We start from the raw sequence: 18,541 nt of genomic DNA on the forward strand, positions 1-18,541 counted from the left end.
GATGCGCGGATCTCTCGGTCTCCTTCCGCTCGCTCTCCTTCTCGCCGTATTGGTGACGGCTGCGGACCGTTTCGGGCCTCGTTTCGATTGGACCGCCGAGTCCGAGCACACCCTCGCGCCCCGAACGGTCGAGGTACTCCGTTCCCTGCCGGAGCCCGTGGAGGCGACCGCCTTCTATCGCCCCGAGGACCCGCGCACCGAGCCGATCCGCCGTCTCCTGGACCGGTGCGCCGCGTCGTCTCCCCGGTTCACTTTCCGCGTACTCGACCCGGACCGGAATCCGGGAGAGACGAAAAGCCTGGGCGTGAACGTCTACGGCGCCACGGTGCTCCGGATGGGGGAGCGCCGGGAGACGATCTACAACCACGGCGAAAAGCAACTCACCGCGGCGCTTCTCCGCCTCACCGGCGGAGAGAGTACGATCCGCTTTCTCGTCGGTCAGGGGGAGAAGGAGCCGGGGGAGAGGAGCGATGGTGGACTCGGAGGCGTCTCCGCGGTTCTGGAGGCGGAGGGATTCCGCGTGGAGAGTCTTCTCCTCACCGCCGAGGAAGCGGTGCCGGGGGGAACCGACGAGGTGATCGCCGCCGGCCCGCTTCGTGATCCGCTTCCCGGAGTGTCGGACCGGCTCGAGGCGTACGTGCGCGGCGGCGGAGGCCTCTTCCTCCTTCTCGACCCGGAGAGCGGCGCGGGATGGAACGAATTCCTGGGGCGCTTCGGTCTCGCGGCGGGATCCTCGGTTGTGGTGGACAGAGGAAGCCGCCTCTACGGCGTGGACATGCAGATGCCGGCGGCGAAGGACTACGACCGTCACGACGCGACCCGCGGGCTCCGGGGGGCGAGCTTCTTTCCCCGCGCGCGGCCGGTGGGAAGCGTTCGGAGCGACGACCCGAGCGAGGTTTTCCAATCCTTGGTGCGGAGCGGCGACGAGTCGTGGGCGGAAACGGACTCGGCGCTTCTCACCCGGGGGAAGGCGGTCTTCGACGAGGGAGTGGACGAGCCGGGACCGGTGACGATCGGCGGCGTCTTCTACGAGAAGGGAACAACCGATGGGGGAGTGATCGTCCTCTTCGGCGATTCCGACTTCGCCTCCAACCGCTTCCGCTCCCTCGGCGCCAACGGCGATCTCTTCCTCGCCGCGGCGCGTTGGATCGCCCGGCGGGGCGGGCCCCTCGGCGCCGACGCCGGCGGCGGGGAGGACCAACCCCTTCTCCTCACGCCGCGCCGGGCCGCGGCGCTCCTCTGGCTCTGTCTGATCCTGCCGCCGGCGCTTTTCGCGGCGATCGGCGTGGTGGTCGTTTTACGGTGGAGGCTGCGGGGATGAAAGCGCGCTCCGCCGCGACCGCCGCCGCGACCATCCTTCTCCTCTTCCTGCTCATTTGGCTCGCCGCGCCGATTCTGCGCGTCCCCCGTCCGGGGGAGGAGATCGACCGGCTTCTCCCCGGTTTTCCCGCCGAGCCCGAGAGCCTCGCGCTTTCCAATGATTCCCTCGACGCGGTGCTCGTTCCGCGTGACGGATCATGGATGATCATCCGCCCCATAAAGGATTGGGCCGACTCGGGGGAGGCGCACCGGATCCTTTCCCTTCTCGAGAAAGCCCCTGTGGTGCGTGTCGTCGACCCGGAACCCGAGTCCGGGGTCCCCTACGGCCTGGAACCTCCCCGCGCGACGGTGCGCGCCGGCGGCCGGATCCTCCGGATCGGCGACGGGAACCCGACCGGTGACGGCGTGTACGCCGCCGCTGCGCCGAGCCCGGCGGTTCTTCTGGCGGGGAAGCCCTTCGCCGAGTTCCCCCGGATCCGCCTGCATCACTTGCGGGATCGGCGGCCGCTCCACTACCCCTACCGGCTCGTCGAATCCCTCGCCTTCACCCGCCGCGGAAAGACCACGACGCTGCTTCGGGTCGGGAAGGAGAGCTGGACGGTGGAGGAGGCGGGGCTTCGGGCGAACGAGCGGGCGGCGTGGCGCATTCTGGCCCATCTGAAGGACGGCCGGGTTCACGATTGGGACCGGCGCGGGGCGTACCGGGCGGGTGACGATCCCTTCACCTTCCAAGTTCGTTGGGCGGAGGGGGAAGCGTCTCTGACCGTCGGGGCGGCCGTGCCGGAGACGGCGCTCCGGACCGCTCTCGCATCGGATCGAGAGGGGACGATCCTCCTCCCCCGCCGCCTGATCGACTCTCTGGAGACATGGTCCGGCTCGTTCCTCGACCCCCTGCTTTTCCGCGGGGATCTCACCGGGGAGGAGACCGTCGAAGTCGAGGGACCGGAGGGGGAATTCGTCATCGTTCGGGAGGAGAAGGGGTGGCGTCTCGGCGGCGAGGGCGGGCGCAAAGCGGACCCTTCGCGAACCCGCGCATTCCTGATCGCTCTCGGGCGGCTCAAGGCGCTTCGTTTCCTCGATCCGGCGGACGCCGTCGCGGAAGGGGACCGGGTCCTTCGCGTCAAAACGAAATCGGAGGAAGTCACCGTGGAGAGGGGCGTCGCCGGTATCCTCGTCGGTCGCCGCGCCGGCGAGCGGGGCGCGCTGATCCTGGAGCCGAACGCGGCGGGGGTGATCGGCGTCGGCGCGGAGGACCTCGTGAGCCGACTACTCTTCCCGGAGAAGATCCGCGGCGCCGACAAGGTGCGGATCCTGTTCGAGGGATTCACCGTCGAGGCGACTCGCGAGGAAGGAGGATGGAGGCTACGGGAACCTTTCCCGTCCGCGGCGCGGCCCGAGGCGTTCGAGACGCTTCTTTCCCGGCTCGCCGCGCTCCGTTGGGTCGGGCGCGCGCCGGGCGAACGGCTCGACGAACCCCTCGTCCGTATCGAAGCGGAAGGAGGGGGCGAGAAATGGACGCTCCGTCTCGGCGGGCGACCGCTGCTGAACCTCGCCGAAACGGATGGAACCGCGGGTCTCCTCGAACTCCCCGCGGACGCTTCCGCCTGGGTTCCCGCCCGGCTCGATCATTGGCGGGTTTCCCCCTAATCCCGTTCGAAAAAAGAAAACCGGCCGGAGCGGATCCGCCCCGGCCGGTTCATCTCTTCCCGAATCCTACAGAGAGGACTTGTAGGCCTTGCCGGCCTTGAACTTCACGTTCTTGCTGGCGTTGATCTTGATCGATTCGCCGGTCTGCGGGTTCCGGCCCATGCGCGCTTTCCGCTTGCTGACGGAGAAGGTGCCGAAGCCGGCCAGCTGGACGCCGCCTTTCTTCTTCGTGTTCTTCTTGATGGTATCGAAGGTGGCGTCGAGCACTTCGCGGGTCTGGCGCTTGGACAGGTTGGTCATCTGGGCGATGCGATCGATCAGTTCTCCCTTGTTCACGGTTCTCTCTCCCCTAGGTTAAAGGATCATTTATTGGAACCGGCCGGAATGTATTCCGCCAGGGAAAAGCTGTCAACGAAAAAAACGCGGAAACCCGCGTTTTTTTCACGTTTTTTTAACCTCCCGGCCCGGTGCGCCGATCCGGAGGCGGGTTTCAGCGATGGGCCCCCTCTCGGGGTCAACGCCGGAGCGCCCGATCGGCCCGGCCGGGGAGGACGTTTCTACTGGGTTCCTTCCGCCTCCTTCACCTTCTGCAGATAGGTCTCGATCTGCTGCGCCTTCTCCCGCGCCGTCGACCGTTTGCTGAAATTGCGGTCCGCCGCGGCTGCCTTGTACTGCTCGATCGCTTCTTCATCCCGGTACTGCATCTGATAGATCGTGGCGAGTTGGAAGTGGGCGTCGCCGTAGCCGGGCTTCTTCTCCAGGCAGGACTTGAACTCCTCCTCCGCCTTGGCGAGGTTCTGGGTCTGCGCGTAGATCACGCCCCGGAAGAAGTCGTTGGTGTAATCCGTCGGATCGAGTTTTTTCGCCTCGCCGAAGTGGGTCATCGCTTTTTGATATTGCTTCGTGTAGTAATGGATGAGACCAAGACGGTTGTGGGCGATCGCCAGGTCTTCCTTCTCCTTTCCGCGCTCGAGGAAACGAGTGAGATAGTCCGTCGCCTTGTCGAATTTCTTGGTCTTCCTGTTGTTGTTGTATTCGTTCACGCCGACACGGAGGAGGGCGGTCGGATAGGCGCCGGGGTCGAGGGAGATCGCCTTCTCATACTCCGCGGAAGCCTGGTCGTACCGCTTCATTTTGTAGTACATGTTTCCCAGGCCGTAGCGGGCGGCGCCGTTCTCCCCCTCCATCTCGATCACTTTCTCGAGACGGGCCTTCGCTTCTTCGAAGTCCGACGCTTTCACGAAATAGAGGCCGCTCCCGAGGATCGCCTCCACGTTCTCCTCGTCATACGTGAGAACGGTCAGGTACTGAGTTTTCACGGTCACCCAGTCCGGAGGATCTTCCATCTCCGCGGCGCGGGCGGCGTTGATGCGGGCTTCCGAGAAGAAGCCGTCCGTTTCGACCGCCTCCAGGAATTTGGCTTTTGCTTCGGCGTATTTCCCCTGCTCCATCAGGGCGCGGCCCTCCTCGTTCAGACCGAAGGCGACTTCGTCCACGGCCAGGAGGGGGGCGGCGACGAGCATCGGCAGGAGCAGCAAGAGAAAGCGAGAATATCTGTGGAACATAAGGGATCACCTCCATCGGGAAGGACGAACGATCGTTTCTCGGAATCGGAAAGACCCTAACAACCCCTTCCGGGAGCTGTCAAGAGACCACCACCCGGTCGACGCAGGACGATGCGCCCCCACCGATTCCCGGGGCGTCCTTCCCGCATTGCACACCCCCCCTTCGGGAGGAGTTCCGGACCTTCCGGGGGCGCACGGCCCGGTTGACACCGTAACCGGGGAATGATATAGGGTTAGCGGGGAAAGGAGTTGCCTACTTTGAAGTTCCACTCCTTCCGCCGGACCGCCGCGCTGATCGCCCTTTTCGGGTTCGCGGCGGCGGCGGGCGCGAATGATCAAGCGGGGACCCGGGGATTCTCGTTCCTCAGGATCGGGCTCGGCGCGCGCGCCGCCGGCATGGGGGAGGCGTACACCGCGGTCGCCGACGGAGCGGAGGGACTCTTCTGGAATCCCGCCGGCGCCGGGCAGATCAACCATCCACAGATCGCGACCAACTACATCCACTACGTCGCCGACATGCACGCCGGGTCGATCGGGTTCGCCCAACCGGCGGGGCGCTTCGCCACGTGGAATCTCTCCCTTCGCTTTCTCTCCGCCGGAGACATCCCCCGGACCACGGTCGCCGATCCCACCGGCGCGGGGTCGGGTGAGTTTTCCGCTACCGATCTCGCCTTCGGCGCCGGACTCGCCGTCCGTGTCGGCGACCGATTTTTCCTCGGGGCGAACGGCGCCGTGATCAGCGGAGGCATAGACGGCGAGAGCGCCCTCGGATTCAGCGGCGACTTCGGCCTGCTCGTTCGGAACGCCTACCGCCGGCTTCGCCTGGGCGCGGCGGTCCGCAACGCGGGGACCATGACCTCCGGGTACCTGAACGAGAGTGATCCGCTCCCCACCGTCGTCTCCGCCGGCACGGCCTATCCCTTTTTCGACCGCCGTTTTCTCCTGTCGGCCGATTGGAGTTGGGCGGTGGATTGGGATTCGCGCTTCGCCGTCGGCGCGGAGTGGGAATTGGTGAACGACTTCTTCCTTCGAGGCGGATACCGGACTCACCTCGACGACCTACGTGACGATTCCACCGGCGGAGATGGAACCGGCGCCAGTTTCGGCCTCGGATTCCGCCGCGTCCGGGAATACCAGATCGACTACGCCTACGCCTCGATGGGCGATCTCGGGGGAACCCACCGGTTCTCCATCGCCTGGGTCTTCCGGTAGGCCCTTTCTGAACGGGCTTCCGTTTTCGAGGAGGGAATTCCCTTGCGTGTTCTGGTGGTCGGCAGCGGCGGCAGGGAGCACGCGCTGCTCCACGCGCTTTCCTCTTCTCCCGATTGTTCCGATCTGATGGTTTTCCCCGGGCGCGACGGATTTGTTCCGCCGGCGCGGATCGTCCCGGGCGAGGGGTGGCGACCGGACCATCTGTTGGCGATGGCGAAAGACGAATCGGTCGATCTCACCCTGATCGGTCCCGAGGCGCCCCTCGTCGCCGGCGCGGCGGACCGCTTCTGCGGAACCAGGCACCTGCTTTTCGGTCCGAGCCGGGACGCGGCGCGTCTCGAGGGGAGCAAGGTTTTCACCAAGCGCGTGCTCGAGGAGGCCGGTGTACCGACGGCGAAAAGCCGGGCGATCCGGTGCGTCGCCGAGGTGCCCCACGCCCTCAAAGCGGTCGGCCTTCCGGTGGTGGTGAAGGCGGACGGGCTGGCCGCGGGGAAGGGGGTCTCCATTCGTGAGACCGCCCAGGCGGCGCTCGCCGAGGCGGAGCGCCTTCTGGAACGCCGGGAACTGGGCGAAGCGGGTGAGACGATTCTCTTCGAGGAGTGTCTCCGGGGGGACGAGCTTTCCGTGCTCGCGCTGGTGCGCGGCGAGGACCTGGTTCTCCTTCCCTCCTCGCGGGACTACAAGCGGATAGGCGAAAACGGAACCGGGCCGAACACGGGCGGTATGGGTGCGATCGCGCCCGCTCCCGGCGTGGACGAAACGGTCATGGAGATGGTGCGGGAAAAGATTTTCCGTCCCGTGCTTCATGTGATGGCGGAGAAGGGGAGCCCCTACCGGGGCATTCTCTACGCCGGGCTGATGCTGACCGATGAGGGGCCGAAGGTGCTCGAGTTCAACTGCCGCTTCGGCGATCCGGAGACGCAGGCCGTGTTGGAACTGGTGGAAGAGGACCTTCTCCCCCGGATGGCCGCGATCGCCCGCGGAGACTGGATCGATGGGCCGATTCGTTTCCGGCCCGGCGCCGCGGCCTGCCTGGTGCTCGCCGCCGAGGGATACCCGGGGAAGCCTCGCTTCGGCGATCCGATCGAAGGGCTGGATCGGGAGCCGCCCGAAGGGGTGCGCGTGTACCACGCCGGCACCGTTCGGCGGGGAAAGGATTGGACCGTCGCCGGCGGTCGTGTGGTGAACGTGGTCGCCCGCGGCTCGACTTTGGAGGAAGCGCTCGCCGCCGCCTACGCCTTCGCCGGCGGGATCCGCTTTCCGGGGATGCAGATGCGTCCCGACATCGGCCGGCCGGGGGTGCGCGGATGAGCGCCCCGCGGGTCGGCGTCATCATGGGGAGCCGGAGCGACGAGGCGATCGCCGCCGCGGCGGTTCGGGTGCTCGACCGGCTCGGCGTCCCATCGGAATGCGTGGTCGCCTCCGCCCACCGGGATCCGGAGGAGGTGCGGCGCTACGCGGGGAGCGCCGAGAGGCGCGGTCTCGAGGCGATCATCGCCGTGGCGGGTCTCGCCGCGGCGCTCCCCGGCGTGCTGGCGAGCTACACGCTTTTGCCGGTGATCGGCGTGCCCGCGCCGGCGGGGCCTCTCCGCGGGATGGACGCCCTTCTCTCCATGGTGCAAATGCCTCCCGGCGTTCCCGTCGGCACCGTCGGCATCGGCGAGGCGGGGGGGAAGAACGGCGCGCTGCTCGCCGCCCGCATGCTCGCCCGCCGGGATCCCGCCCTCCGGCGGCGCCTTCGACGATATCAGAACTTGATACGATCCGAGAGAGACAAGGACGAATAATGTATAGAGCGAAAGTTGTTTCGCTCGATCTCTGCCGGGAAGGCGTGGGCGCCGCGGAGGTGGCGAGCGCCATCCGGGAGGGCGCCCTCATCGTCTACCCGGCGGAGACCATGTACGGTCTGGGCGGCGACGGGCTCGACCCGGCCGTATGGAGGAAGATCCGGGCCGTGAAAGGGCGCGGGGCCGACAAGCCGTTCCTCCTCCTTCTCGACGAGCCGGAGCGCTGGCGTCTGGTCGCCTCCCGGTTCCCCGCCGCCGCCCGGAGGCTGGCGGACCGCTACTGGCCCGGCCCGCTCACCCTCGTCCTCCCCGCGATCTCCGGCTCCCCCGCCGCGGGACCGAGGGGAGGAGTGGCGGTAAGGGTGCCGGACCGGGACTGGCTCCGCGGCTGGGTTCGCCTCGCGGACCGCCCCCTCATCTCCACCTCCGCGAACCGGGATGGGGGGGAGCCGGAGGGTGACCCGGACCGCCTAACGATACTCTTCGGGGAGGAAGCGGACCTGATCGTCGCCGGGCCGCGATTCGACCCGGTCGGTCCCCCCTCGGCGCTTGTGGACGCCACCTTCGACCCGCCACGGCTTTTGCGAGCGGGCCCCTTCCCGATCGAGGGATTCGAGGAAGGGGTGGAGGGGGGCTCTCCTTGACGGCCCCCGGGGCGATCCGTTAGCCTGGGTTGCGCGCGAAATTCCGCGACAGGAAATCCGTGGATCCATCAGGCTCGTCGGAGTCTTCGGCGGAACGCTCCGCCTCCGCCGGGAGACGGAATGAAACGGTTGGTCCTCTTCGTTTGCTCCGGAAACACCTGCCGCAGCCCGATGGCGGAGGGATTGTTCCGTTCCCTCCTCCCCGAATCGTGGAAGGACCGCGTGGAGGCGGTCTCCGCCGGCACGGGGGCGCTCCCGGGCGAACCTCCGAGCCCGGAGGCGCGACGAGCGGCGGAAGAGGGCGGGGTCGACATCGACGGGACCCGTTCCCGCCGGCTCACCGCGGACCTGGTGCGGCGGGCGGACCTGATCGTAGTGATGGCCCGCCATCACCGCAGGACGGTTCTGGATCTCGACCCGGAAGCGGACGTCAAAACGGTGCTCCTCCACGACCTGGACGCGGAGGGGGGGAAGCGCTCCTTACGGGATGTGAGCGATCCCTTCGGATCCACGCTGGATGTGTACCGGGGGACTTTCGAGGAGATCCGCCGGGCGCTCCGGCGGGGATGGAAACAAATCGGGGAACGCCTTTTCGGGAGCGACGGCGGTCCGGAGGGGCGCTGGAAAGAATGAAGGCCGGACCCGGCGGAGGGTTCGGTTCGAGAACGGGGAGCCCGTCCGATTCGGGGCGGGAGCGAACCGGCCCGACGGCCGGTGGGCGCATAAGGTGACGGAATGAAAATCGCAATTAGTTCGGATCACGCTGGTTTTGAACTCAAGAAAAAAATACTGGGCTGGTTGGTCGAGCTCGGCCACGAAGGGATCGACGCGGGCCCCGACACGGGGGAATCCGCCGACTATCCGGGATACGCCTACCGCGTGGCGCGGATGGTGCGCCACCGCGTCGCGGAGAGGGGCGTCCTGATCTGCGGCACCGGCGTGGGAATGTCGATCACCGCCAACCGGCTACAGGGAGTGCGCGCCGCCCTCTGCATGGACGAGGAGACGGCCCGGCTCTCCCGCGCCCACAACGACGCGAACGTCCTCTGCCTGGCGGGCCGCTCCTTGAAGGACGCGGATGCGCGGGCGATTCTCGGGACCTGGCTCGACGAGGCATTCGAGGGTGGGCGCCACGAGCGGCGGGTCGTCGCGGTGGACGAGCCCTTCGAGGAACCGGACGATCGCCCCGCCCCTCCCGGCGGCGGCCGCTTTCACTATCTCTTCCGAGACGATCCGGAAATCGCCCATGCCGTGCTGAACGAACGCCGGCGACAGGAGACCAAGCTCGAGTTGATCGCATCCGAGAACTTCGCCAGCGAGGCGGTTTTGGAAGCCCTCGCGTCGACGATGAACAACAAGTACGCCGAGGGGTACCCGGGCAAGCGGTACTACGGCGGGTGCGAGTACGTGGACGTGGCGGAGGAACTCGCCCGGGAGCGATTGAAGGCGCTCTATGGGGCGGACCACGCCAACGTGCAGCCCCACTCCGGCGCCTCGGCGAACATCGCCGCCTACTTCGCGCTCCTCGAATACGGCGATACCATTTTGGGAATGAACCTTTCTCATGGCGGTCATCTCACCCACGGCCACCCGGTCAACTTCTCGGGGCGCTTTTTCAAGGTCGCCCAGTACGAGGTGAACCGGGAGACGGAAACGCTGAACTTCGACGAGATCCGGGCCGTCGCCCGTGAGGCGAAGCCGAAGATGATCGTCGCCGGCTACTCCGCCTACTCAAGGACCATCGACTTCGCCGCCTTCCGGGAGATCGCCGACGAGGTGGGCGCCTACCTGATGGTGGACATGGCCCACATCGCCGGACTGATCGCCGCCGGCGTCCACCCGAACCCGGTCCCCTACGCGGACATCGTCACCAGCACCACCCACAAGACACTGCGTGGACCCCGGGGCGGGCTGATCCTCTGCAAGGAGGAACACGCCGCCGCCATCGACAAGACCGTTTTCCCCGGCATGCAGGGAGGGCCGTTGGAGCACTGTATCGCCGCCAAGGCGGTCTGTTTCCGCGAGGCGGCCACCGAAGGATTCCGGGACTATCAGAAGCGAGTGGTGGCCAACGCCGCGGCGCTGGCCGGCGCGCTCCTGCAAAAGGGTTTCCGGCTCGTATCGGGGGGCACGGACAACCACCTGCTCATGATCAACCTCCGGGAGAGCGAGATCTCCGGCAAGAAGGCGGAAAGGGCGCTCGACACGGCGGGAATCACGGCGAACAAGAACACCGTTCCCTTCGACGAACGATCCCCCTTCATCACCAGCGGCGTGCGGATCGGCACGCCCGCCGTGACCACCCGGGGGATGGGCCTGCCGGAGATGGAGCAAATCGCCGGTTTCATCGCCCGGGTTCTCGAGGATCCGAAGAACGAGGAGAACCTGGACGCGGTCCGCGCCGACGTGGAGACGCTCTGCCGGGAGTTCCCCCTTTACGGTCTATAGAAAGGCGCGCCGATGCGGTGTCCATCCTGCGGGGTCGACGAGGACAAGGTGGTGGATTCCCGTTCCGTACGGGAGGGGCGGGCGGTCCGCCGCCGGCGCCTTTGCTCCGCCTGCGGCCACCGGTTCACGACATACGAATACGTGGAACCCTCGCACTTCCTGGTGGTGAAGAAGGACGGCCGGCGGGAGCCTTACCGGCGGGAGAAACTGGTCGGCGGTATCCTGACCGCCTGCGAGAAGCGTCCCGTGTCGCGGGAGGCGATCGACGCGCTGGTGGACCGTGTGGAGACGGCGATCGCCGAAGCGGGGGATCGGGAGGTGTCGAGCCGGACCATCGGCGAGGCGGTGATGGCGGATCTGCGCGGCCTGGACGAAGTGGCCTACGTGCGGTTCGCCTCGGTCTACCGGCGCTTCAAGGACGCCGGCGAGTTCCTCGAGGAAATCCGTTCACTCTTAAAATGAACGGGGGCGAGGGCCGGCCATGGCTTCTGGGGAGCGACACCGGGACCGGGAGAGACGGATGTCCCTCCTGGAGCACCTGGAGGAGCTGCGGGGGGTACTGATTCACTCCGGTCTCGCGGTGATTCTCCTCGCCGTCGGCGGCTGGTTCGTTTCGGAGCGGGCGGTGGACCTGCTCATTCGGCCGGCGGGAAAGCTCGTCTTCCTCGGTCCCGCCGAGGCGTTCACGCTCCGGCTCAAGACGGCGCTCCTGATCGGTCTTTTCGCCGCGCTCCCCTTCGTGCTCTATAAAGTCTGGGGCTTCGTGGCGCCCGGTCTCTTCACGCGGGAGAGGCGCGTTCTCACCGGCCTGGCATTTTCCTCGACGGTCCTCTTCTTCCTGGGCGCCCTATTCGGGTTTTTCGTTCTCGTGCCGATCGCCTTCGCTTTTCTCCTCGGCTTCGGCACCGAGAATCTGACCCCCATGATCTCGGCGGGGAATTACTTCGGTTTCGTCTCCAAGCTGGTGATCGCCTTCGGCGTCGTCTTTCAGCTGCCGCTTGTGGTTTCCCTGCTCACCTGGGCGGGTGTGGTCGAGCCGCGCGGTCTGCTCCGGAGCTGGCGGCTCGCGGTGGTGGTGATCGCCGTCGCCTCCGCGGCGCTTACGCCGCCGGACGTGGCCTCCCAGATTCTCATGGGAGTGCCCGTTCTCGCCCTCTACTTCCTCTCCGTTCTTCTCTCCGCGGCGATCCACCGCCGTCGCCGGCGGGAAGACGAGGAGGGCGAGAGAGAAGAAGAGAAGGAGAAAGAAAAAGAAGGAGGGACCCCGTGATCCGATTCGCCGAGGAGGCGGCCCGCGAGGCGGGGCGACTTCTTCTTCGACACTTCCGCGCCTTGGACCGCTCCACCGTGGTCTACAAGGGAGAGAAGGACATGGTGACCGTCGCGGATCGTGAGGCGCAGGAACTCCTGATCCGGAGGATCCGTGAGCGATTTCCCGACGACCGGATCCGGGCGGAAGAGGAGGGGGGGGAGATCGGGGGGACCGGCGGTGTTTGGTACGTGGACCCGCTCGACGGCACGACCAATTTCCTTCATGGGTTTCCTTTCTTTTCCGTTTCCGTCGCCCGCGCCGAGAAGGGGCGGTTTCTCGCCGGCGTGGTGCACGCGCCGTCTCTACGCGAAACTTTCGCCGCCGAGGCGGAAGGAGGGGCGCGCTTGAACGGTGAACCGATTCGGGTGAGCGCGGTCGACGATCCCCTCCGGGCGCTGGTGGCCACCGGCTTCGCGTGCGTCCGCTCCAACAGAATCCCGGACGGTGTTCCCGTGTTCGACAGGGTGGTGCATCGCGTCGAGGGGGTGAGGCGGGCCGGCTCGGCCGCGCTCGATCTCGCCTCCGTCGCCGCCGGGCGATTCGACGGTTTTTGGGAAATGAACCTGAATGTCTGGGACGTGGCGGCGGGGATCCTGCTGGTGCGCGAGTCGGGGGGCGTAGTGACGGATTTTCTCGGCGGCGATGCAATGGTGGAGCGTAAGGAACTGGTCGCCGGCAACCCGGCGATTCACGCTTTCCTCCTCGATCAAATCGCTGAAACGGCGGAGGCGAAGGGTTGGGCGCTGCGGGACGAAGCGTAGGGGAGCCGCTGCGCAAGGCGGTTCATCTGGGTACCCTCCTCGGGCTTCCGGTTCTGCGGGCGCTTCCGCCGGACCGGGCCGCCGCGGCCGCCTTTCTCTTCACTCTCGCGCTCCTCCCCCTCGGCCCCACGCTCTTCCGCCGGATCGCGAGACTGGGGGAGAGCTGGTTTCGTTTCACCGCGGCGGTCGCCGCGTTCCCGGCGGGGACCGCACTCTTCCTTTTTCTCTTTCCCGAGAGGCCGGAGATCGCCGCGGGGGCTTGGGCGATTCTGGCGGCGGGGGACTCCGCGGCCTGGTTGGCCGGGCGGTTCCTCCCGCGCCCCGCCCTCCCCTGGAACCGGCGAAAGAGCGTGGCCGGGACGGCCGCCTTCCTCCTCGCCGCGCTCCCCGCGGGCGCGCTCGCCGCCGCGTGGATCGGCGATCTTCCACTCTCGAACGCCTTCGCGCTCCTCGCCGGGCCGGCGCTTCTCGGCGCGCTCGTCGAGAGCCTGCCGGTTCGAGGGGGAGACAACCTTACCGTTATCCTCTCCTCCGGGGCGCTTCTCGGAGTTCTCGCGCCGGGTTCGGTTATCGGCCCGGGCGAGATCGGCGCGCGCGTTCCGGCGGCGGCGGCCGTTCTCTTCCTGTCGTCGTTGGTGGGCTTACGCGCCCGCGCTTTCGACCGCGCCGGCGCGATCGCCGGATCGGGGCTCGCCATCGTCCCATGGCTTTTCCTCGGCTGGCGCGGTTTTCTCCCGTTCCTTCTCTTCATCGTTCTCGGTTCCGCGGCGGGCTTGATCCGCCGCGCCGGACCCCCGGAGCGCTCCGCCCGCCACGCCGCGGCAAACCTGGGACCCGCTTCCCTTCTCGCGCTTCTCGCCGGCCTCTCCGGATCGGCCACGCTCCGGGCCGCCTTTCTCGCCGCCGTCGCCGCGCCGCTTGCGGACACTCTGGAGAGCGAGATCGGCCTTCTCTCCCGGCGGCCGCCCCGCCTGATCACCGGCGGCCGCCCGGTCGCACCGGGAACGAACGGCGCCGTCACCCCGCTCGGGAGCATTGCCGGCGCCGCCGGAGCGCTTCTGATCGCCGCCGTCGGCTCGGCCGTCGGATTGGTCGATCCCTCCGTCGCCGCGATCGCCGCCGCGGCCGGCTTCGCGGGCTCCCTCGGGGACAGCGTTCTCGGCGCGACGGCGGAGCGCGCGGGCCGCCTCACCAACGGCGAGGTGAACTTCTTCGCCGCTCTCGCGGCGGCGCTCATCGTTCTTCTCGTTCTTTCCGTGACGGGCGCCGGAAGAACGCCTCCGACCTGATCGTGGAACCGGTTGAAAAACCAAGCGGTTTGGCTTGACAGGGTGGAATCCCTGCTGTATCAATTCTACAGGCGCGGTCCAAGTCCCCGCCGGACGGGCCGCGCGTGGAAGAAAGGAGGGAAGATATGACGAAGGCGGACCTGGTCGAACAGATCGCAGGCAATACCGGCCTGACAAAAAAGGACACGGCGGAAGCCGTCGACGAGTTCCTCCGCGCGATCAAGGACGCGCTCCGCAGCGGCAACCACATCGAGATTCGCGGGTTCGGCACGTTCAAGGTCAAGGAGCGCAAGGCGCGGACGGCGCGGAATCCGCGGACCGGCGATCCCGTGCCTCTTCCCGCCCGCCGGGTGCCGGTGTTCAAGGTCTCGAAGGAGCTGAAAAACCGGATCAACCAGAGGAACGAAAGCGGATCGTAGTTACTCCCCGGAGGGCGGGCGGCCCCGGGAATCGGTCCACGCCGATCGGGGCGGCAAGACGCGCCGCGGGAAGGAGGTGTGGATGGGTCTCTTCATCGCCTTCGAGGGATTGGACGGGGCGGGAACGACGACACAGGCGCGGCTCCTGGCCGACCGGCTGGATGAAGAGGGACTGCCCGTTCACCTGACGAAAGAACCCTCCGAGGGACCGGTGGGGAACCTGATTTCCCTGGTCCTCAAGAGGCGTCTCGTTTCTCCCCGCGCGGGGCGTCCCCTCGATCCGTTTCCCGACGATCTTCTGGCGCTCCTCTTCGCCGCGGACCGGATCGATCACCTGCACGCCGAGATCCTGCCCAAACTGCGGGAGGGGGTAACGGTCATTACCGACCGCTACCTGCTCTCCTCTTACGCCTACCAATCCCTCGGCTGCGATCTTCGCTGGGTACGCGAGGTGAACGTCCAAGCGATCCTTCCGGACGTCACCTTTCTAATCGACGTCCCCGCTCCGGTCTGCCTGAGGCGGATCGAGCGGGAGCGATGGGAGACGGAACTGTTCGAGGGGCTGGATAAACTGGCCGTGGTGCGGAAGAACTACCTGCGCCTCGCCGCCAGCTCCATCGGCGAGGCGATGAACATGCACCGGCTCGACGGCGAAAAAGAGATCCGTTCCCTTCACAGGGAGATCTGGAATCTGCTCCGTGACCAGGAGGAGATTCGCCGGCGGGAGGGAGGCGCGGCCCCGGAGGATCGTTCCCAACTCCGGTTGACTCTGGGCGGTGCGGAGGAGGGCCCGCTTTCCGAATGGGGAGAGGAGTAGATGGAGAAAAAAACGGAATCCACCTTCACCCGATCCGTACCCAAAGTGGACAACATTTATGAAATGGTCGTTGTCGCCGCTCTGCGCGCCCGCCAGTTGAACGACGTGCAGCGGTTTCGCGACCCGGATCAGTCCCGGAAGATCATCGACCGCGCCCTGAACGAAGCCTTCGACGACGCCATCGAGTACGACGGCTCCAAGCCCCCGGACGGTGATGAATCGGCGGAGGAACCGAAGGGAGAGTGATGCTGTCCGGACGGTTTTCCCGATTCGTCGTCGGTGTCGACCTCGGCGCCACGCATTGCCGCGCCGCCCTCTTCTCTCCCCGGGGGGAGATGGGGAACCGGCTGGAAAAGCAGCTTCCCCACGGCGACGCGGACGAGCAGGTCCGCTTCTTTCTCGTCCTTCTGGAGGATCTCCTCGCCGGCGAGGAACTCTCCGGCCTTCTCGGAATCGGTATCGGATCCTGCGGTCCCATCGACCGGGAGAGAGAAACCGTATTGGAGGCGCCCAACCGGCCGGGGTGGAACAACGTGCCCCTCCGCCGGCGCGTAGAGGAACGTTTCTCCGTCCCCGTCTCTCTCGAGAACGACGCCAACGTCGCCGCCTTCGGTGAGCACCGCCGGGGGGCGGGCCGTGGCGTGCGGAGCCTCCTCGGTCTCACCCTCGGCACCGGCGTGGGGGGAGGGTTCATACAGGACGGCCGCATCCTGGTCGGCGCCGGCGGCATGGCAGGCGAGGTGGGCCATATCTATATCGGCGGCGAGGGGATCCGATGCCGCTGCGGCGCCGTCGACTGTCTCGAGGTCTACGCATCCGCCGAGGGGATCAAAAGGACCTACCAGAGACGGCTTGGCGAACCGAAGGAGATCTCCTGCCACGCCATCTTCCACCTCGCCCGGGAGGGGGACCGCCTCGCATCGGAGGTGATCCGTGAAGCCTCCGTTCTTCTGGGTCGCGGAATCGCTTCACTGCAAAAGGTTCTCGATCCGGACCGGATCGTAATCGGCGGCGGTCTCGCCCGCGAATGGGACCTTCTCGTGGAGCCGGCGATTCGCGAAGCCCGTGACTCCATCTTCGTCTCGCAGAGGGATCGATTCGAGGTGCTCCCCGCGTCGCTCGGCACCGATGCCGGATTGGTGGGCGCCGCCGAACTGGTGATCTCCCGACTCTGACATCCCGTCCCCCCTTTCCAAGAAACGACCTACTTTGTTCTCTTTGTCCCACCGGGGGGCGTCCCTTTCGGCACGCGGATCTCACGGTTCGAGGGGTTCCGGCCGATCATTGGTATGGAAAGGAACGCTATGGCCGGGAAGATGGAAAACCTGCTTCTGCTGGAAGCCCGTTTCTCGCACCTGGAGAAGCGGGAGGCGGGCCGATCCCGCTCATTCCGCCGGGACGGCCGCGAGCTTTTCCGCGTCGAGGACTCGGAGAGGGTGAGGCTCCCCCTGCGGGGCGGCGACGGAAAAGAGCTGCTCGGCGGCTTTCCCTACCGCGTCGAAACGGAAGCGGACGGACTGGTGGTCTCTCTCGCCGAAGTGAAGGAGATGGACCGGGTCTACGCGCTCATCGAATCGGTCGCGGCCCGGGTTCGGGAGGAGAGCGACGCCGGCGTCGCTTTTCGCGCCCCGAAACGGCGGCTCCGTTTTCCCTCGTCCCGTTTCCTGAAAGCGGTCCTCTTCCTCTCCGCGCTCCTGCTCGTCGCTTCCTTCCTGATCCTATCCTACGCGCTCTCCCGAGAGGCGATCCTGAGCGACCGAGAACTCTCCGTCGAGACGCTGCTGAACCGCTGATTCTCCCCGCGCGCTTCCCCGCCGCCGGTTGACACCCCGGTGACGAGACACTATTCTCCAAGCGAACTTCGCGAATCGCAGCCGGTTATCCTTTCGCGTCCGGATGGGCGGCGGTCCGTTTCGGGGGCGGGCGCCGTGGGCTCGTTCCTCCGAAATGACGGGAGATTCCCCTCTCTCGTACGGAGGAGTGCGTGCGGGTAGACGTTCCTCGGCGGCCTCGACGGCGGGGTCCGGTGCGCCCGGCGCTGATCCGGCTGGGCGATCGTTCCGGATCGACGGACCCGGTCGACGGTCCGCCCCGTCCGGAACGAATGATGATGAGGAGGAGTCGTGGCGGAGAGGCGGGAGGTCTGGATAGCCGGCGCGGCGCGCACCGCGATCGGTCGATACCTAAAGGGACTCGCCGGCGTCTCCGTTGTCGAACTGGGCGCCGCCGCGGTCCGGGAAGCGGTCGGGCGTTCCGGGATTCCACCGGAGTCGATCGATGAGGTCGTCTTGGGAAACGTGCTCGGCGCGGGCGCGGGCCAGGGACCGGCGCGGGCGGCGGCGCTCCGGGCGGGGCTCCCGGCGGAGACGGACGCGTATCTGGTGAACCAGGTGTGCGGCTCCGGGTTGCGCGCGGTGATGCTCGGCGCGGGACGGATCGCCCTCGGCGAGGCGGATGCCGTCGTCGCGGGCGGGATGGAGAGCCTCTCACGGGCGCCCCACTATCTCGAGGGGGCGCGCTCCGGCGTCCGGTCCGGGGACCTGCATCTCGCCGACGCCGTGAACCGGGACGGTCTTTTCTGCGCTTTCAGCGGCGAAGCGATGGGGCGGATCATGGATCGCGTCGCCGCGGAGGCGGGGATCGGCCGAGAGGAGCAGGAGAAGCTCGCTCTGGAGAGCCACCGGCGGGCGGCGGCGGCCCGAGAGGGGGGGCGATTCCGCGCGGAGATCGTCCCGGTGGACACCCCCCTCCCGAACGGAGGATCCCGCGTCTTCGACGCCGACGAGGGACCGCGTGCCGGCATGACGGCGGAGGGGCTCGCCAAGATGGAGCCCTGCTTCACGGAGGGGGGAACGGTGACCGCCGGGACCTCCTCGGGTCTGGCGGACGGCGCGGCGGCGGTGGTTCTCGTCGGCGCCGGCGCGGCCGAGCGGGCGGGGATCGAGCCGCTCGCCCGGATCGAGGGTTACGCCTCGGCGGCGGCCGAGCCGAGCAGGGTTTTCGAGACGCCGGTTCGGGCGATCCATCGCCTGATGGAGAGAACCGGCCGTTCGATCGGCGATTATGATTGGATCGAGATGAGCGAGGCTTTCGCCGCGCAGATGATCCTGGACGGGCGGACGCTCCGCTGGGATCCGGAGCGGGTGAACCCCGAGGGGGGCGCCGTCGCCCTCGGCCATCCGCTCGGAGCGAGCGGCGCGCGAATCCTGGTCACGCTCCTTCACACGCTCGGCATACGGGGCGGCCGGCGGGGTCTCGCGTCGATCTGCCTCGGCGGAGGCGTCGGCCTGGCGCTCTCCGTGGAAAAGGCCTAGGAGGGA

20 protein-coding genes are annotated in these 18,541 nt (G+C 67.3%); 18 read left to right on the plus strand and 2 right to left on the minus strand.

Going from position 1 to position 18,541, the window contains the following annotated elements; all coding sequences use genetic code 11:
* Position 1: 1 nt before the first annotated feature.
* A complete protein-coding gene (locus JW958_08625; protein MBN1826316.1) occupies positions 2-1,321 on the plus strand; it encodes a Gldg family protein in 1,320 nt (439 codons plus the stop codon).
* A complete protein-coding gene (locus JW958_08630; protein ID MBN1826317.1) occupies positions 1,318-2,967 on the plus strand; it encodes a DUF4340 domain-containing protein in 1,650 nt (549 codons plus the stop codon). The genes JW958_08625 and JW958_08630 overlap by 4 nt, the downstream gene beginning before the upstream one ends.
* Positions 2,968-3,033: 66 nt before the next feature.
* On the opposite strand, the gene JW958_08635 is transcribed toward JW958_08630, so the two are convergent.
* Entirely contained in the window at positions 3,034-3,303 is a 270-nt protein-coding gene (locus JW958_08635; protein MBN1826318.1) for an HU family DNA-binding protein, read from the minus strand.
* 221 nt (positions 3,304-3,524) lie between these two features.
* Positions 3,525-4,532, minus strand: a complete 1,008-nt coding sequence (locus JW958_08640) for a tetratricopeptide repeat protein (GenBank protein ID MBN1826319.1) — start codon at positions 4,530-4,532, stop codon at positions 3,525-3,527.
* A gap of 249 nt (positions 4,533-4,781) precedes the next feature.
* Between JW958_08640 and JW958_08645 the strand changes: the two genes are divergently transcribed.
* The 16 genes from JW958_08645 to JW958_08720 all read left to right on the plus strand — a co-directional run bounded on the left by JW958_08645 (position 4,782) and on the right by JW958_08720 (position 18,535).
* Entirely contained in the window at positions 4,782-5,744 is a 963-nt protein-coding gene (locus tag JW958_08645; GenBank protein MBN1826320.1) for a PorV/PorQ family protein, read from the plus strand.
* A 42-nt stretch (positions 5,745-5,786) separates the two neighbouring features.
* Entirely contained in the window at positions 5,787-7,055 is a 1,269-nt protein-coding gene (purD, locus tag JW958_08650; protein MBN1826321.1) for a phosphoribosylamine--glycine ligase, read from the plus strand.
* Positions 7,052-7,531 (plus strand): 5-(carboxyamino)imidazole ribonucleotide mutase, encoded by a 480-nt coding sequence (gene purE / locus JW958_08655; GenBank protein MBN1826322.1) that lies wholly within the window; start codon positions 7,052-7,054, stop codon positions 7,529-7,531. The genes purD and purE overlap by 4 nt, the downstream gene beginning before the upstream one ends.
* Positions 7,531-8,175: an L-threonylcarbamoyladenylate synthase gene (locus JW958_08660; protein MBN1826323.1), complete on the plus strand. Its 645-nt coding sequence runs from the start codon at positions 7,531-7,533 to the stop codon at positions 8,173-8,175. Before purE ends, JW958_08660 begins: the two co-directional genes overlap by 1 nt.
* A 120-nt stretch (positions 8,176-8,295) precedes the next feature.
* The gene (locus JW958_08665; protein MBN1826324.1) at positions 8,296-8,808 is read left to right on the plus strand and encodes a low molecular weight protein arginine phosphatase; all 513 of its coding nucleotides are present in this window, start codon (positions 8,296-8,298) and stop codon (positions 8,806-8,808) included.
* A 102-nt stretch (positions 8,809-8,910) separates the two neighbouring features.
* Positions 8,911-10,623, plus strand: coding sequence for a ribose 5-phosphate isomerase B (rpiB, locus tag JW958_08670; protein MBN1826325.1), 1,713 nt, complete (start codon positions 8,911-8,913; stop codon positions 10,621-10,623).
* A gap of 12 nt (positions 10,624-10,635) precedes the next feature.
* Positions 10,636-11,085 (plus strand): transcriptional repressor NrdR, encoded by a 450-nt coding sequence (gene nrdR / locus JW958_08675; protein MBN1826326.1) that lies wholly within the window; start codon positions 10,636-10,638, stop codon positions 11,083-11,085.
* 58 nt (positions 11,086-11,143) lie between these two features.
* On the plus strand, positions 11,144-11,893 hold the full coding sequence (gene tatC / locus JW958_08680; GenBank protein ID MBN1826327.1) for a twin-arginine translocase subunit TatC: 750 nt from the start codon (positions 11,144-11,146) through the stop codon (positions 11,891-11,893).
* Complete coding sequence (locus tag JW958_08685; protein ID MBN1826328.1) at positions 11,890-12,696, plus strand: inositol monophosphatase; 807 nt, start codon at positions 11,890-11,892, stop codon at positions 12,694-12,696. Before tatC ends, JW958_08685 begins: the two co-directional genes overlap by 4 nt.
* Complete coding sequence (locus tag JW958_08690) at positions 12,672-13,985, plus strand: DUF92 domain-containing protein (protein ID MBN1826329.1); 1,314 nt, start codon at positions 12,672-12,674, stop codon at positions 13,983-13,985. The genes JW958_08685 and JW958_08690 overlap by 25 nt, the downstream gene beginning before the upstream one ends.
* 125 nt (positions 13,986-14,110) lie before the next feature.
* Positions 14,111-14,404 (plus strand): integration host factor subunit beta, encoded by a 294-nt coding sequence (locus JW958_08695; protein ID MBN1826330.1) that lies wholly within the window; start codon positions 14,111-14,113, stop codon positions 14,402-14,404.
* A gap of 82 nt (positions 14,405-14,486) precedes the next feature.
* Positions 14,487-15,221, plus strand: coding sequence for a dTMP kinase (gene tmk / locus JW958_08700; GenBank protein ID MBN1826331.1), 735 nt, complete (start codon positions 14,487-14,489; stop codon positions 15,219-15,221).
* Positions 15,222-15,467 (plus strand): DNA-directed RNA polymerase subunit omega, encoded by a 246-nt coding sequence (locus tag JW958_08705; protein MBN1826332.1) that lies wholly within the window; start codon positions 15,222-15,224, stop codon positions 15,465-15,467.
* On the plus strand, positions 15,467-16,396 hold the full coding sequence (locus JW958_08710) for an ROK family protein (protein MBN1826333.1): 930 nt from the start codon (positions 15,467-15,469) through the stop codon (positions 16,394-16,396). The genes JW958_08705 and JW958_08710 overlap by 1 nt, the downstream gene beginning before the upstream one ends.
* Before the next feature lie 129 nt (positions 16,397-16,525).
* Entirely contained in the window at positions 16,526-17,014 is a 489-nt protein-coding gene (locus tag JW958_08715; GenBank protein MBN1826334.1) for a hypothetical protein, read from the plus strand.
* A 330-nt stretch (positions 17,015-17,344) separates the two neighbouring features.
* Positions 17,345-18,535, plus strand: a complete 1,191-nt coding sequence (locus JW958_08720; GenBank protein MBN1826335.1) for an acetyl-CoA C-acyltransferase — start codon at positions 17,345-17,347, stop codon at positions 18,533-18,535.
* The last annotated feature ends 6 nt before the right edge of the window (positions 18,536-18,541 follow it).

The sequence above is a fragment of the Candidatus Eisenbacteria bacterium genome, assembly GCA_016930695.1.
GTDB lineage: Bacteria > Orphanbacterota > Orphanbacteria > Orphanbacterales > Orphanbacteraceae > JAFGGD01.